Genomic DNA, 13695 nt, shown 5'->3' with positions numbered 1-13695 from the left:
TGTAGGCGTTAATCGACAGGGATAAAAAAGGAAATAGGTCGATGGAATGGATCATACCCTTCGTGGTGGTGCTGGTCATTTTTGTAATGATCACCAAAAAGCGTGTCCGCGCCGCCTCACAGCCCGCCGACGGCCAACACCGCTACCGCCAGCGCAAAGCCCTGTTCACCGCCGCCGAACGCTCCTTCCTCGGCGTGCTCGACTCCATCATCGACCCGACCCAGCACCGCATCTTCGGTAAAGTCCGCGTCGCTGATCTGATAGAACCCGAGCCCAACCGAAACCGCAGCCAGTGGCAAAAAGCCTTCAACCGCATCAGCGCCAAACACTTCGACTTCGTTATCTGCAATGCCGATGACCTCACACCCCTATGCGCTATTGAACTGGACGACGCCAGCCATAAACAGAACAGCCGTGCCCAGCGCGATGAACTGCTAAAGGCCGTGTGTGAACAGGCAGGACTGACGCTTATCCGAGTACCCGCCAAGCGGGGGTACCAGAAAGCAGATATCGAAGCGCGGTTGGCCGAGGCGCTGGCAGGTGTGGATAAGCCGCAGAAAGAGAAGCCTGAGAGTGTCGGGAGAACGAGTTTTGATAGTGAGGCGGAGGGTGGTGCGTGAATCGGGGGCTTTTGGGGTACTCTACGGCCAGGCCCCTTTGAGTTGGGGGTGGCCAGGGTATGCTTCCCCTTAATATAGTAGGCTTCGAACTGACTAATAAAATAGTGCTTTATATTCAGCCATTTAAAAATAATAAGTTTTTATTGTTGGCTAATAAAAGGGGCTGCCCCTCTAATAATTATTATGGGGCCATGTGTGGCCCCATAATACGGAATGTTAGATTTAAATAGAGAATAAGATGAAATTTCGAAGCTTACACAAATGGGATGACTCTCAAGGTTCAAAAGAGTTAATACTTTTCGCGCAACTTGTAGATGAACTTTTATTCGAATTTACTCTAGACACCTACAAGCCATCAGCCATGAATACGGTCTTATTGGTAAGAGAGGCGATCCAAACTTATATGGGAATCGAGTCTGGCACAATTAAGAGCCCTAACTTTAGGCATGTTATCGATGAGCTTTGCGAGAACCTAGATAAAGACATAGTGGCTCAATCGTCAATTTTGGTTGATTTAGGAGGGGTTAAATCAACATTAAAAGATCCTAAAAAACCTGATAAAAGCAAGTTAACGTGCTTAAAACTTATTTTAAATCAGATGCCATTAAGTCTATATAAGCTTAAAAATGAGGAGCTTTTAGTTGAGGCAATCTGTGAGACAAAAGATCTCTCTAGCATTCGAAGCTTAACACGAAGCTATATAACAACACTGCTTAATAATGGATATTCTGAAAAGTATATTCAGAGAATAGCTAGAGACTTTTTTCACTATTCAGGAAATCGGATTTCAGGCAACTCTGATATTTCCCTATTCTTAGAAAACTTCAAAAATGAGCCTGATGAATTTCAGGTAGTTTATAAAGGTCCGTTATTTTTAAAGGGATTTAAAAATTCTGCAGAAAAGTTGGGTATATGCATCTCTGAAAATAATGGCGAGTTGTCTAAAGTCATCGATGATTGTAATTTCAATCTAGGAAATAATCAGGTCTACCTGATTACAAAGTGCAAGGCAAAAGAGTATCAAAAGGCAAAAAAATACTCGGACTCAAAAATAGATCAGCTTCAGACTCTGATAGGACTATATCATCACAAGGAGTCGCCTAAGAAAATAACAGAGGGTTTGGTTATCTCTCCAGACCTGAAAAACGGAAAACTAGTTTCTAGCCATTTCAATCCGATGCATAAATGCAAAGATCTAAAGATAGGAGCTGCATCAAAAAAACTGAACAAGTTTATGGATGGTTTTTCGATGGAAAAAGAGTCATTTCTCCGATTCAATCGAAGTGCTGACCTTCATGCTTTAGCCTTGGCTAGTGACTCCATAGAAAATCAACTTATAAACCTGTGGACTGCTCTAGAATCTCTCCTTCCATCGAAAGATGACGATAAACTCTCTCAAATAGAGCATATTTCCAGTTCTATAATGCCATTCTTAAACATTGGATATATACAAAAGATTGTAATAAGGCTGTCGAAAGACCTGCTCTTGTGGAATTCGGGTATTAGCAAGAGGGTTTTCAAGGAAGTGGAATGCACTGGAATCCCGGAAAAAACTTTAAATTTATTAGCTCTAGATAAATATGAGGGGTTAAGGAATGACCTGAAAGGGCGATTTAACGACTTCCACCTCCTAAGTGAAAGATTTTCCTATTTAGAGTATTTGATGTCTAGTCCATCGCATGTTATTTCATCACTTGATTCACATAAGCTGAGAGTAGATTGGCAAATACGCCGAATTTATCGGGCACGAAATATGATAGTGCATGATGGCACGACACCATCCTATACCGAAATTCTTATCGAAAATACACATGATTATCTCGATACAATATTTTCTTATCTGATGTCGTTAGGGTCCAAAGATCATGTTCTCAATTCAATCGATCAGGTATTTAAAATGGTTGAGTTAGACTATTCTTCGTATTATAAACGACTAAGTGAAAAAGGGCTTAAATTTAATGAGGGAAATATCGATTTGTTTTTCGAGAACGACAGAATCTAAAAATTCAAAGCACGCGGACGTTGTAGTTCTCCCGGTGTTTGAAGCGTTATGTGACACAGAGATATAGGCGTGTTTGAGAAGCTGTTCGACGTGTTTTCAAGGCGTGAGAAGGATCTCGCGAATGGTGGGTAGGACCAAGGTCGTAATTAAGCGCAGAAATGATGATGAAAGTGTTATTTCGCCGCTATGGCGCTGATTTGGGAGGTGTTTTCTATGCGTTTCGCTTCGTTGCGGCCCATGTGTTGACGTTAAGTTTTGAGGATAGGAAATGTTTGGCTGCTGGTGATTGAGTGGTTGCCGAGAAGACAGGGTAGATCTTTATCATATTTTTCCTAAACGTAACTTTTAATCATAACAATATTTTATTATTATTTATTAGGTGTTTTGTTTGTCTTTCTTAAAGGGATTTTCATATGCTCGAAACGGTAGAAGTCTGTCTTTGTAATCTGGAGCGAAAGGCTAATCACAATAAGTTGGAAGCCAAGAGAAAAGGGGAAAAATATATATGGTATAGCACTCATAAAAATAAAGATATCAAGGATGAGTTATCAAGAGAGCTTGAAAGTCTTTCTTCAGATATAAAGCTTTTAAAAGCCAGGTCGAGCGGAAAAGGTGGTTCTGGTGGAGAGTGGCTTTATGACTTCACTCTAAGAGAATTTGATTTGGATGGTAATTTCGTTGGAGTACCATTAGTAGCTGAGATAGAGCTGTCCGACTCAAAGTCAAGTGGATTGCTGTATGACTTCAATAAACTGTTGCAATCTGACTCATCTAATAAGGTGTTTATCTTTCAGCAGAAAGAAGAATCTGGGTTTTATGATATTCTTGATCGAATCGAGCCTGCTATTAAAGCGTATGATCATAAGGTGTCTAGTAATTTTTTGATTTCATGCTGGATTACATCTAGATATACTTTTAAGTCAAAACGTATAGTTATCGAATTTTAATTAAAATTCCATCGATAAGATTCATGGTCCTCTAGCCTTCGGTATGCGAAGCTCGTCGATAACAGAGTTGGTTTATGATATTTTCGATATTCCGTGTTGGAGCGTTTACGATATTAAGGGGCAGTCATTGGGAATCGATATGACAAGAACTGTTATAGTCGGAGTTGGTGGCGCAGGTTGCACCATAGCAGAACAGCTTGGACCCTCACTCGGTCACGATGTTTTACTGGTTAACGGGGCTGAGAACGGTCTTGAAAGGCTTGAAGAGAAGGCAGGGCAGCACCGTCTTTATTTAGAAACGAGTGCGGAGAATGGTCGTCTCACTACGGTTGCAGGTGCGGAATCTGCCGCTGTCGAGTTAGCTGATCAGTTGAGAAAGATATTAGCCGGAAATCGGAACGTTATCCTTGTCGTCGGCCTTGGCGGCATCACCGGAAGCGGTGCAGCACCGGAGTTAGCTGGAGTTGCAAAGGCCGCTGGCATGCATGTTACCGCCGTTGCAACACTTCCGTTTTCCTTTGAGGATAAACGTCGAACGGTTGCAGAAGGAGCTCTATTCAAGCTTAAGAAACACTCCGACGAGGTAGTCCTGGTCGATCATTCGACCAACAGTCGTGCCAAGAACGTCGCGCAGGAATCACTTAACGAATACTTCGACCGTGTAACGAGAGAGATAAAGGAGAAGTTGTTGAAGGCAAACACTGGAGGTGCTTCATGATTAAAGATAACTTAATCCCGAGTTTCAATAAGAGGGTGAGTCCGTTGTCAGTATCACTTTAGATACAGGTGCTGAGTTGGCTATTCTCACACCAACGCCCCCCAGACCGAAACAACCAACATCACCGCCAACACCTGATTCAGTACACGGCGCTGCCGCTCGGTTTTGAGTAGAGCGCCGCTGCCTTCTCCCAGCCAGCCCCAGGCAGCCATACAGGGGATGGTGACGATAAAGAAGATCACTGCCAGCATCGCATTGTGGACGAAGCTCGCGCCGGTCGCCGGAATAAACAGGGCGCAGGCGGTGATCGCCATCATCCAGACTTTCGGGTTAACCGCCTGCATCAGCGCGCCGTGGTGCCAGGGCAGTGGCGTTGAGAAACCGGTTGTGGAGCCCTGGATGGCCGGTGCGCGGAACAGTTTCCAGGAGAGCCAGGTTAGCCATGATGCGCCACACCAGGCTAGGAGCGTACTGAGGAACGGGTAGCTGTTAAACAGCCCGGCCAGGCCGCTGGCGGTTAACAGCAACACCGAGGATGCGCCCAGCGAGCATCCGGTTACGAAGGGCAGGGTGGCGCGGCCGCCGAATTGGCTGCCGTTGCTAAACGCCAGTACGTTGCTCGGGCCGGGGGTGGCGGATGCCACAAAGGCAAACAGGGAAAAGCTGACAATCAGAGTAACCATGAAGACACCTCAATAACGGGATCTTCACAATTTTCCTCAGAGGCGATCGGCTAGTCTGGAACGCTGGTGCAGTATCCGCGATACGCGGCGGGGGTCAGGTTATAGGCGCGGCGGAACCAACGCCCCATATGGCTCTGGTCGGAGAAGCAGAGTGCGCTGGCGACATCCGCCGGTTGATGGCCGTTGGCCAGCATCTGGCGGGCCTGCACCAGCCGCAGTTGGATCAGGTAGGTGTGGGGTGCCACGCCAAAAGCCGCCTTGAACGCCCGGTTAACCCGGAAACGATCGCTCCCCAGGGCCGTCGCCATCTCTTCCAACCCGATATCCTGATACAGATGGGCGTGCAGATAGTCGCGCCCCTCCCGGGCGAGGCGTGGCAGCAGCAGTTCATGATCGGCTTTTTTACGCCAGCTCAGGTGAGCAGTCATCTGCTCGATCATCTGATCCAGACAGGCGTTGCGCACAATGCGCGGCTCACCATTCGTCAGTGCCATATAGGCGGAGGCGATACTGCCCATCAGCCGCCGATCTTCCGATATGGTCGATTCCACATGCAGCTCATAGTGGTCGGGCACCTCTTCGAAGATCGCTTGCAACTGCTGGTGCAGCCAGGGAGCAGGCAGGTAGAGCGATGTGTAGGTAAAGCCCGCATGATGGGGGGATTCGCCATCGTGAATCTCCCCGGGCTCAATCAGAAAACTTTTGCCGGGCGTCGCCTGCTGTACCTGATGGCGGCAGTTGAACTGCTGCAGCCCCTGCTCGTTGTAGCCGATCAGGTAGTCGTCATGCCAGTGCGGATCATAGGCTTGCGTCAGCCCGGAAACGCGGGAGCGGAACAGCTCGATACCGGTCTCTGCATCGCGGGAGAAGCTGACCCAGCGATCCTGTGAAGATGATGTTGCCATAGCCTGTCAGTGCTAATCGTTGATGCTTACAGAGTAACAGCTAACCCTATTGAGTCGCAGCTGTCTGGAAGATTTGTGCACAACGGCTATCGGGATCATTTAAACCACACTTTGCCGCCAATGAATTTATAGGCGGGCGTGCCGCGAATCAGCGTCTCCCGGGCAAACTCTTTTTCACAGGCCGGGCAGTGGCAGGGCGTGTGAGTAAAGTCCTCAACGATGCGCTCTTTAAAGCACTTAACCAACGCGCCTTTGCCACCCTTGCGGTATTTGAACAGCGGCGCATTACAGGCTTTGCAGTAAATATCGATGGTTTTGGTTGGAGCTTTCTTATTGGGTTTCGCCATGGTTTAACACCGGCTTGTGTAGCCATGATATAAAGCGCACATCCTGGCCAGTCGGCAATAGGCTGTCAACGGGGTGGAAGCCGGGTGGTGTTTTATAAAGTCCATTGATATCAAGGGAGAAACCATGGCTGAGTTCGAAACGCTGAGGGTTGAAGATCTCGTTGAAGGCACGGGCACTGAAGTCAAAAAGGGTGGGGCGTTAATAACTGCTCACTACCGGGGCTATCTGGAGGATGGCAGTCAGTTCGATTCCTCCTACGACAGCGGTCAGCCATTTCAGACGGTACTCAGCCGCAAGAAAGTGATCGCGGCCTGGGTGGAAGGGCTTGTCGGCATGAAGGTGGGCGGAAAGCGAAAGCTCTGGGTGCCAGCGGATAAGGGATACGGTGAGCGCGGCTTTGGTGAGATGATCCCGCCCCATTCCAATCTGGTCTTTGAGATTGAGCTGCTTGAGGCGCTAAACCGGGAATAAGTTTTGCCCTGATTAAACCGATAAATATGCTCACGCAGCACTGGCCGCATAACCACAAATAATGTACCTTTCCGCTCGCTTCTTCGGCACGAAAGGGAACTGCCCGAAGGCCCTCTATTCTGTGCAGTCAGATACCGCACTCGACGGTAGCGGATTGTGCCTCATGTCCCTGTTTCCCTCTAAAAAGATTGGCTCTTCCAGCCGCCAGTAAAACCAGGATCTGTTTGTGATTGTTACGCTAACGCCGTTGTTCTCCCTGTTGCTTAGCTGCTTCATCATGATGATGGGCTTTGGCCTGATCGGATTGTTGTTGCCGGTGCGGATGGGGCTGGAAAGCATGAGCACCGATACCATCGGTATGGTGCTGTCGATGTACGCTGTGGGCATGTTGTTCGGTGGGCTCTACGCCCGGGTGTTGATCATCCGCGCCGGACATATCCGTCTGTTCGCGGCGGTTGCGGCGCTGGCATCGATCAGTATTCTGGCGTGCAGTCTGTATACCAACGCCTGGCTCTGGGCCGGGATGCGTATGCTGATGGGGTTCTGTGTCGCCTGTACGTTGTCGGCCATCGATAGCTGGCTTAGCGAGACCGCAACCAAGGAGACCCGGGGCCGCATTCTGGCAGCCAACCAGGTTGTGATCATGGGGGCGTTTTTTGTTGGACAGTTTCTGATCAACCTGTCGAGCCCGGCTGACAAAACGCTGTTTATTGTCGCCGGTATGCTGCTCTCGCTGGCGCTGATCCCCATTGTTATGAGCCGCAAACAGGGCCCGTCGGTTGCCGAAGTGCGGCCCATGTCGATGATCTCCATCTTCCGTATTTCCCCGCTTGGGGTGGTCAGCTGTTTTTTCTGCGGCATTCTTTACGCCGGTATCCTCAACATGCTGCCGATCTTTGCCAGCGGTTACGGGATCGAGGGTTTTGAGCTGTCACTGTTTATGGGGGCTGCGGTGCTGGGGGCTCTGGTTTTGCAGTTCCCGGTTGGCTATCTCTCCGACCGCTTTGACCGCCGAACCGTGCTGTTCGGACTGCTGGTGCTGACCATCCTGGCCAATATTGCAACGCCGTTCCTGGCCGGGTTGGATGTGCGCTGGCCGATCATGATCATGGTGGCGGTGATCACCGGCGTGTTTGCGTGCCTGTATCCCATGAGTATCTCGGAGACCTTCGATAAGGTGCTGCAGAGCGATATGGTCGCAGCCATGGGTGGGCTGATTGCGATCTATGCGTTGGGCAGCATTATTGGCCCGTATGCCGCTTCCGTGGCGATGAAACTGCTGGGCCATGATGCACTGTTCACCTTTCTGGCGGTGCTCGAAACCTTCCTGCTGGGGTTCGTGATTTACCGCATGCGTGTACGTGAAGCGCTGCCGGTGGAGGATCAGGAGAAGTTTGTTATTCATGGTGCCGGTGGTGCCAGCTCGCTGGAGATCGATCCGCGCTTCGAGTACGAGGCGCCTGAAGAAGCATTGAGTCCGGAAGCCGAAGCGGTGGTGAAAGTGGCCCGGGAGAATCCGGGTACTGCGGTGAAGATGGCGATCGCCATGGCCGAGAACTCGCCCAAACGTGCGGCGATGCTGGCCGCTGCGCTGACCAAGGTGGAGCAGGTCGATATCGCACGCTTGTATGCGGCGATCACCGAAGCGGCTCCGGAGCTCAGCGTGGATATTGCGGAGACTTTGGCCGCAGCCTCGCCGGAGCATACCGATGAACTCGTCAGCTGGCTGGCCCGTGAGCGCCCGGATCAGCTGTCGGAGATCATTGTCGCGATTGCTGAAGCGGTACCGGATCACAGCCTGGATATCATCGGTAGTGCCGCCGAGTCTGTTGCGGGCGAATCGCCGGATGTGCTGCTCGAAATGGCGGGCTCTTATGCCAGTCACCTGCACGATAACCTGGATGAAATGCGACCCGTTGACCGGGCAGCCGCTCAAGCCGAGCACCAGGCCGCCGGGCTTTATAACCGCCTTGCAGAGATAGCACCCGAACGGGCGGCAGATCTGGCGTATACCCTGGCGGAGGCGATGCCGGAGGCGGCGACCGAAGTGACCGAAGCCTATGTTCATACCCTGATGGATGAGCCGGAGACACCGGAGCAGGAGCTAACCGGTTCGGATGTGGACGGTGAGATGATCGGTTCGGAGCCTGTGGCTGCGCCGGCGAAAACGCCGTTGGCCAAGGATGATGAGGCGGACATTGCCGGTGCGCTGACCGATTTTATCAACCATGTGACGGATACCATGCCCGAGCAGGCGGTGGAGATCGCGGCGGTGCTTGTGGAATCCTGTCCGGAGCTGGCCTCCGATCTGATTGAGCGCTTACAGGCTGTGAACCAGCTCGACAGCACGCTGGCTTCCAGCGTGGATGAGAAGCCGGCGCCGGATATCTTTGCTGACTACCCCTATGAGGATGGCAGTAAATCCGGTGAAACCGTCAAAGCGGCCAAATGAGTGTATGGGCAATAATCAGCCATAAGGTATGCCTTATACATTTTATAGATAATATTGATTTTTGTTTATTTCAGTGTCGATGCAAACTACTCCTACTCGGCTGACACGCCGGTACTTACTAAAGGAGGTTTTGCCATGTTGAACTTCAAAGACGCAGAATACGACGATCAAGTGTCTGGTGATTGGCCGCAGAAACCTATCCCACTGCCGCCGTTGCCGCACTAAAAAATTAACCGCACGTGATGAACAGGCGCTCGATCAGAGCGCCTGTTTGCGTTTGGGGTTGTGCTAGTCTCTAGGTTTACGCTAACGCAATAGGGACGTGACGATGTCTACAACCAACAAAGGCGGGTGTTTGTGTGGGGCCGTGCGGTTCGAGCTGGAGGCGGACTTTAAATCGTTTTTTCTCTGTTACTGTAGCCGGTGCCAGAAAGGGACCGGTGCCGACCATGCGGCGAACCTCTTTACCAAAAGTACCGCGTTTACCTGGCTCTCGGGAGAGCAGGCGGTGAAAACCTATCTCTATCCCGGTACCCGGCACAGGAGAAGCTTTTGTCAGCACTGTGGTTCGGCCCTGCCGGTGGTCGAGGAGGGGTTGGGCTTCATAATGGTACCGGCCGGGTGTCTGGAGACGCCGGTGCCGATTAAGCCAACCGCGCGGATCTTTGTCGCCGAGCAGGCGGATTGGTCCAGGGATCTGTCTGAGGTTCCCTCGTTTGACGCCTTTCCAACCTGACCGGCCGCGTGCAGGCGCTTTCCAGGCTGTAGGTGCCAACGGATTATATCCACGGGTGTGTAGCCTATGAGATCAGATAACCGATATCACTCAGATTCCACGACGGACGAAGACTCGGTCGAGTCGCTTTTCCTGCAGCTGATTGACGCCTTACCAAAGGTCTCGGTGCAGGGTTATGACAAGCACCGCCGTGTTATCTATTGGAACCAGTCCAGTGAAGAGGTCTACGGCTATACCAGAGAAGAAGCGCTTGGCCGTAAGCTGGAGGAGCTGATTATTCCCGATCATATGATTGATGGGGTAATCCAGCTCCATCGGGATTGGGTCGAGAAAGGGGTTCCGATCCCGTCTTCCGAATTGCTCCTCACCGGCAAGGGTGGTGGGCCTGTGCCCGTTTTTTCCTCTCATGTGATGCTTAAGCAGCATACCGACTCGCCCGAAATGTTTTGTATCGATGTGGATTTCAGGGAGCAGTACGAGGCGCGCGAAACGCTGCGACGGATGGCGACCACGGACCCGCTTACCGACTTGCCCAATCGCCGTTATCTGGAGAGCGAGCTGGAAAAAGTCATCAGTCAAGTAGGCGCGGGACCGGGCGAATTCGCCATTCTCTTTATCGATCTGGATATGTTCAAGGATGTGAACGACACACTGGGACATACCTGGGGTGATCGGCTGCTGCATTCGGTTGCTGCACGTATGCAGTCGAACCTGGCAGATGGGGAGGTTCTTGCGCGTTTTGGTGGTGATGAGTTTGTCCTGGTTATACCGAGGATCAGCTCAGCCAACGATGCTCAGACGGTCGCCATGCGGGTGCTTGATCTGTTCCGCAGCAGTTTTTCACTGGGCAGTGAAAACGTTTATATCACTTCGAGTATCGGTATCAGTCGTTATCCGGTGGATGGACAGCAGCCGGAAGAACTGCTGAAAAACGCGGATGCGGCCATGTATCAGGCGAAAGAGAGTGGCCGGAACCGGTGTCAGTTCTTCACCAGCGCATTGAGCGACAAACTCAGGGTGCAGCGCGATATTTCCAACCGTTTGCACCGCTCTCTGGAAAATGGCGAGTTTGAACTGGTCTATCAACCTCAGTTTGAAATGAATGATCAAACGGTGAGTTCCTGTGAGGCGTTGCTACGCTGGCGCCCTCGGGATGGTGGCCCGGCGGTGCCTCCCGATCTGTTTATACCCGTCGCTGAGCGATCCGACCTGATTATTCACATGGGCGACTGGGTGCTTGAGCAGGCATGTGCCCAAGTCAGCCAATGGAAAAAGGATGGGTTTAACATTCGCGTGGATATCAACGTTTCAGGCAAGCAGCTGGAGCAGGCCGACTTTTTCGAGTCGCTGGATGCAACTATCGCCCGTTTTGGCCTGTCGCCCGAAGATTTGGGGCTTGAGCTGACCGAACATGTGTTGATTCGGTCCAACGACCGCATGCTGGACGGCCTCAGAGCGTTGCGCGACAGGGGTATGACGATCTCGATTGATGACTTTGGAACCGGGTACTCTTCACTTAACTACCTGAAAGTCTTCCCGATCACCCACCTTAAGATTGATCGCTCATTTGTGGTTGAAGCACCGGAAAATGACCTGGATGGGGCGTTGCTGGAGGCTATTGTTAGTGTTGGGCACGGACTCAGGCTGGAGATCGTTGTCGAGGGTGTCGAGACGGAGGAGCAGGCCGTTTTCTGTAAAGCGCTTAATATCGATTATGCGCAGGGGTTTTGGTACAGCAGGCCCGTTTCTGCTGAGGATGTGGTTTCGTTCTTTAAGCCGTAGATAGCGCCAGGCCCTCCCATTGGAGAAGGCTCTGGCGTTTTTCAGCACGGTTTATAGGGTGCGCCCCGGTAGGTTATGCCACGTTTTCATCGGCGGCAGTCCAGCGACCTTCTGAGGCGATCTGCTGAGCAAATAAGGTAAAGTCTCTGGGCTCACGCCCCAGTGCCCGCTGCACACCATCGGCCAGGTGCGCATTGCGACCATCCAGTACCGTCTCGAACAGATAGTTCATCAGCCAGATAAGGTCGTCCGGTGCACCGGAATCGGCAATTGCCTGGTTAAAGTCCTGTTTCGGGATCTGCATAAACCTGACCTCACGACCGGCGGCGGCCGAGATCTCCCGCGCGGCTTCGGTAAACGTGAGCAGGCGAGGCCCGGTCACTTCATAAACCTCATGGGTGTGACCCGCTTCCGTCAGGGCGGCAACCGCCACATCGGCGATATCATCCACATCGATAAAAGGCTCCGGGATATCGGCCGCGGGCAGGGTAATAACGCCCGCTTGAATCATGCCCTGGAACTCACCTTCGGAGAAGTTCTGCATAAACCAGCTGGCGCGCACGATAGTCCATTCCAGGTCGGAGCTTTGAACGATCTGCTCGCAGGCCTGGGCTTCCTGTTCACCCCTGCCCGAGAGCAGCACCAGTCGTTTAACACCGCGTGCAACCGCCCGGTCCACAAAGCGACGAATGGTGTCGGTGACGCCCGGAATCGCCAGGTCGGGTGCATAGCTGATGTAGACGGCACTAACGTTCTCAAGTGCCGCCTCCCAGGTGTCAGGCAGGCCCCAGTCAAATGCCGGTGTAGCTGAGCGCGAACCGATGCGGGTTGAGACGCCGCGCGCTTGCAAGCGCTGTGCGACACGGCTGCCGGTCTTACCGGTACCGCCCAGAACTAGGGTGATTTCCTGAGTATTGTTCGAAGACTGAGTATGCATTTTTCTCTCCTGGCCTGTGGCCTGTTCGTTGCGCCCGAGGGGCGTTGAGTACAGGTGTAAGCGTATAAAGAGGCCCGGATTTGGAACATGTGTGGAACAATCAAATTCATACGCGTGCGTATATAATCAGCGGATGGATACTTTGGGTGGACTCTTGGATGCGCCGCGTGCGCGGGGTGCCTTTGCATTGCGGACGGTGATGCAGGCACCTTGGTCATTGCGAGTACTGGCGGACTCGCCGCTGACACTGATAGCCGGCGTTACCGGTGAGGCTTGGGTTATGCCTGATGACGGCGAGCCGTTCAGGATCGGCCCGGGTGATATCGTGGTCACGCGGGCGCCGGCTCACTATACCTTGGCGGATCATCCGAATACCGAGCCCAGCGTATTTATCCACCCTGGCCAGCAGTGCCGCGATGCAGAGGGCAACTCCCTGCGAGAGGTGATGACCCATGGCGTGCGAAGCTGGGGCAATGATGCCGCAGGCTCAACCGTGTTTCTGGTGGGTGCCTATGAGCATTTGAGCGATATCAGTGACCGTCTGCTGCGGGCTTTGCCACCGATGCTGTCGGTCAAAGCCTCAGACTGGGAATCACCGCTGGTGCCCTTGCTGTGTGACGAGGTTGTCAAGGATGAGCCGGGGCAGGCGGCGGTGCTGGATCGACTGCTGGATCTGCTGGTGACGGCGGTGCTGAAAGCCTGGTTTGCGCAGCAGGAAGCAAACCGGCCCGAGTGGTGGCGTTATCAGGGCGATCGAATAGTCGAGCGCGCATTGCGCGTCATGCACGACAAACCCGCACACCCCTGGACATTGGCCGCGTTGGCGTCGGAGGCGGGCGCATCACGGGCATCCCTTGCGCGCCGCTTCCACGAACTGGTGGGCGAAGCCCCCATGACCTTTCTCAAAAACTGGCGCATGGCACTGGCTGCCGATCTGCTCTGTCAGCCCAATGAAACCGTCAGCACCGTGGCCGAGAAGGTGGGCTACTCAACCCCATTCGCGTTTAGCGCAGCCTTCAAGCGAGTACGGGGCGTCAGCCCACAGGAGCACCGGTCGGGTGTGAGGGAGGCTTAATATCCCCCCTAATACGACC

General features: G+C 52.4%; 13 protein-coding genes. 9 read left to right on the top strand and 4 right to left on the bottom strand.

What is annotated here, in order from left to right; translation table 11 throughout:
* Positions 1-41 precede the first annotated feature (41 nt).
* The 4 genes from G403_RS22370 (at position 42) to G403_RS0105995 (ending at position 4287) form a co-directional block, all read left to right on the top strand.
* A complete protein-coding gene (locus tag G403_RS22370; RefSeq protein ID WP_051298602.1) occupies positions 42-620 on the top strand; it encodes a DUF2726 domain-containing protein in 579 nt (192 codons plus the stop codon).
* A gap of 238 nt (positions 621-858) precedes the next feature.
* Positions 859-2622, top strand: a complete 1764-nt coding sequence (locus G403_RS0106005; protein ID WP_027853191.1) for a HEPN domain-containing protein — start codon at positions 859-861, stop codon at positions 2620-2622.
* 413 nt (positions 2623-3035) lie between these two features.
* Positions 3036-3569, top strand: a complete 534-nt coding sequence (locus G403_RS0106000) for a hypothetical protein (protein ID WP_027853190.1) — start codon at positions 3036-3038, stop codon at positions 3567-3569.
* A gap of 139 nt (positions 3570-3708) precedes the next feature.
* Positions 3709-4287, top strand: coding sequence for an FtsZ/tubulin family protein (locus tag G403_RS0105995; protein WP_169719887.1), 579 nt, complete (start codon positions 3709-3711; stop codon positions 4285-4287).
* A gap of 86 nt (positions 4288-4373) precedes the next feature.
* On the opposite strand, the gene G403_RS0105990 is transcribed toward G403_RS0105995, so the two are convergent.
* The 3 genes from G403_RS0105990 to G403_RS0105980 all read right to left on the bottom strand — a co-directional run bounded on the left by G403_RS0105990 (position 4374) and on the right by G403_RS0105980 (position 6222).
* Entirely contained in the window at positions 4374-4970 is a 597-nt protein-coding gene (locus G403_RS0105990; RefSeq protein WP_051298600.1) for a LysE family translocator, read from the bottom strand.
* Positions 4971-5020: 50 nt separating this feature from the next.
* Positions 5021-5875, bottom strand: a complete 855-nt coding sequence (locus tag G403_RS0105985) for an AraC family transcriptional regulator (protein WP_027853187.1) — start codon at positions 5873-5875, stop codon at positions 5021-5023.
* A 95-nt stretch (positions 5876-5970) separates the two neighbouring features.
* Positions 5971-6222 (bottom strand): hypothetical protein, encoded by a 252-nt coding sequence (locus G403_RS0105980; RefSeq protein WP_027853186.1) that lies wholly within the window; start codon positions 6220-6222, stop codon positions 5971-5973.
* 124 nt (positions 6223-6346) lie between these two features.
* Between G403_RS0105980 and G403_RS0105975 the strand changes: the two genes are divergently transcribed.
* The 4 genes from G403_RS0105975 (at position 6347) to G403_RS0105955 (ending at position 11664) form a co-directional block, all read left to right on the top strand.
* Positions 6347-6694: an FKBP-type peptidyl-prolyl cis-trans isomerase gene (locus G403_RS0105975; protein ID WP_027853185.1), complete on the top strand. Its 348-nt coding sequence runs from the start codon at positions 6347-6349 to the stop codon at positions 6692-6694.
* 226 nt (positions 6695-6920) lie between these two features.
* A complete protein-coding gene (locus G403_RS22365) occupies positions 6921-9146 on the top strand; it encodes an MFS transporter (RefSeq protein ID WP_051298598.1) in 2226 nt (741 codons plus the stop codon).
* Between the two features lie 328 nt (positions 9147-9474).
* On the top strand, positions 9475-9882 hold the full coding sequence (locus G403_RS0105960) for a GFA family protein (protein WP_027853184.1): 408 nt from the start codon (positions 9475-9477) through the stop codon (positions 9880-9882).
* A gap of 66 nt (positions 9883-9948) precedes the next feature.
* Positions 9949-11664: a sensor domain-containing protein gene (locus G403_RS0105955; RefSeq protein WP_027853183.1), complete on the top strand. Its 1716-nt coding sequence runs from the start codon at positions 9949-9951 to the stop codon at positions 11662-11664.
* 73 nt (positions 11665-11737) lie between these two features.
* Here G403_RS0105955 and G403_RS0105950 read toward each other — a convergent pair whose 3' ends face one another.
* Complete coding sequence (locus G403_RS0105950) at positions 11738-12601, bottom strand: NmrA family NAD(P)-binding protein (protein WP_027853182.1); 864 nt, start codon at positions 12599-12601, stop codon at positions 11738-11740.
* A 133-nt stretch (positions 12602-12734) separates the two neighbouring features.
* Here G403_RS0105950 and G403_RS0105945 point away from each other — a divergent pair, with 133 nt between their 5' ends.
* Positions 12735-13676, top strand: coding sequence for an AraC family transcriptional regulator (locus tag G403_RS0105945; protein ID WP_027853181.1), 942 nt, complete (start codon positions 12735-12737; stop codon positions 13674-13676).
* Positions 13677-13695: the final 19 nt, after the last annotated feature.

The organism is Marinobacterium litorale DSM 23545, from assembly GCF_000428985.1.
GTDB lineage: Bacteria > Pseudomonadota > Gammaproteobacteria > Pseudomonadales > Balneatricaceae > Marinobacterium_D > Marinobacterium_D litorale.
This window is presented reverse-complemented; position numbering and strand designations above follow the sequence as displayed.

What these genes read in the sequence shown, in the direction of transcription:
- G403_RS22370 (WP_051298602.1), top strand. Translation starts at nt 42, where the DNA reads ATGGAATGGATCATACCCTTCGTGGTGGTGCTGGTCATTTTTGTAATG.
- G403_RS0106005 (WP_027853191.1), top strand. Translation starts at nt 859, where the DNA reads ATGAAATTTCGAAGCTTACACAAATGGGATGACTCTCAAGGTTCAAAA.
- G403_RS0106000 (WP_027853190.1), top strand. Translation starts at nt 3,036, where the DNA reads ATGCTCGAAACGGTAGAAGTCTGTCTTTGTAATCTGGAGCGAAAGGCT.
- G403_RS0105995 (WP_169719887.1), top strand. Translation starts at nt 3,709, where the DNA reads ATGACAAGAACTGTTATAGTCGGAGTTGGTGGCGCAGGTTGCACCATA.
- G403_RS0105990 (WP_051298600.1), bottom strand. Translation starts at nt 4,970, where the DNA reads ATGGTTACTCTGATTGTCAGCTTTTCCCTGTTTGCCTTTGTGGCATCC.
- G403_RS0105985 (WP_027853187.1), bottom strand. Translation starts at nt 5,875, where the DNA reads ATGGCAACATCATCTTCACAGGATCGCTGGGTCAGCTTCTCCCGCGAT.
- G403_RS0105980 (WP_027853186.1), bottom strand. Translation starts at nt 6,222, where the DNA reads ATGGCGAAACCCAATAAGAAAGCTCCAACCAAAACCATCGATATTTAC.
- G403_RS0105975 (WP_027853185.1), top strand. Translation starts at nt 6,347, where the DNA reads ATGGCTGAGTTCGAAACGCTGAGGGTTGAAGATCTCGTTGAAGGCACG.
- G403_RS0105960 (WP_027853184.1), top strand. Translation starts at nt 9,475, where the DNA reads ATGTCTACAACCAACAAAGGCGGGTGTTTGTGTGGGGCCGTGCGGTTC.
- G403_RS0105955 (WP_027853183.1), top strand. Translation starts at nt 9,949, where the DNA reads ATGAGATCAGATAACCGATATCACTCAGATTCCACGACGGACGAAGAC.
- G403_RS0105950 (WP_027853182.1), bottom strand. Translation starts at nt 12,601, where the DNA reads ATGCATACTCAGTCTTCGAACAATACTCAGGAAATCACCCTAGTTCTG.
- G403_RS0105945 (WP_027853181.1), top strand. Translation starts at nt 12,735, where the DNA reads ATGGATACTTTGGGTGGACTCTTGGATGCGCCGCGTGCGCGGGGTGCC.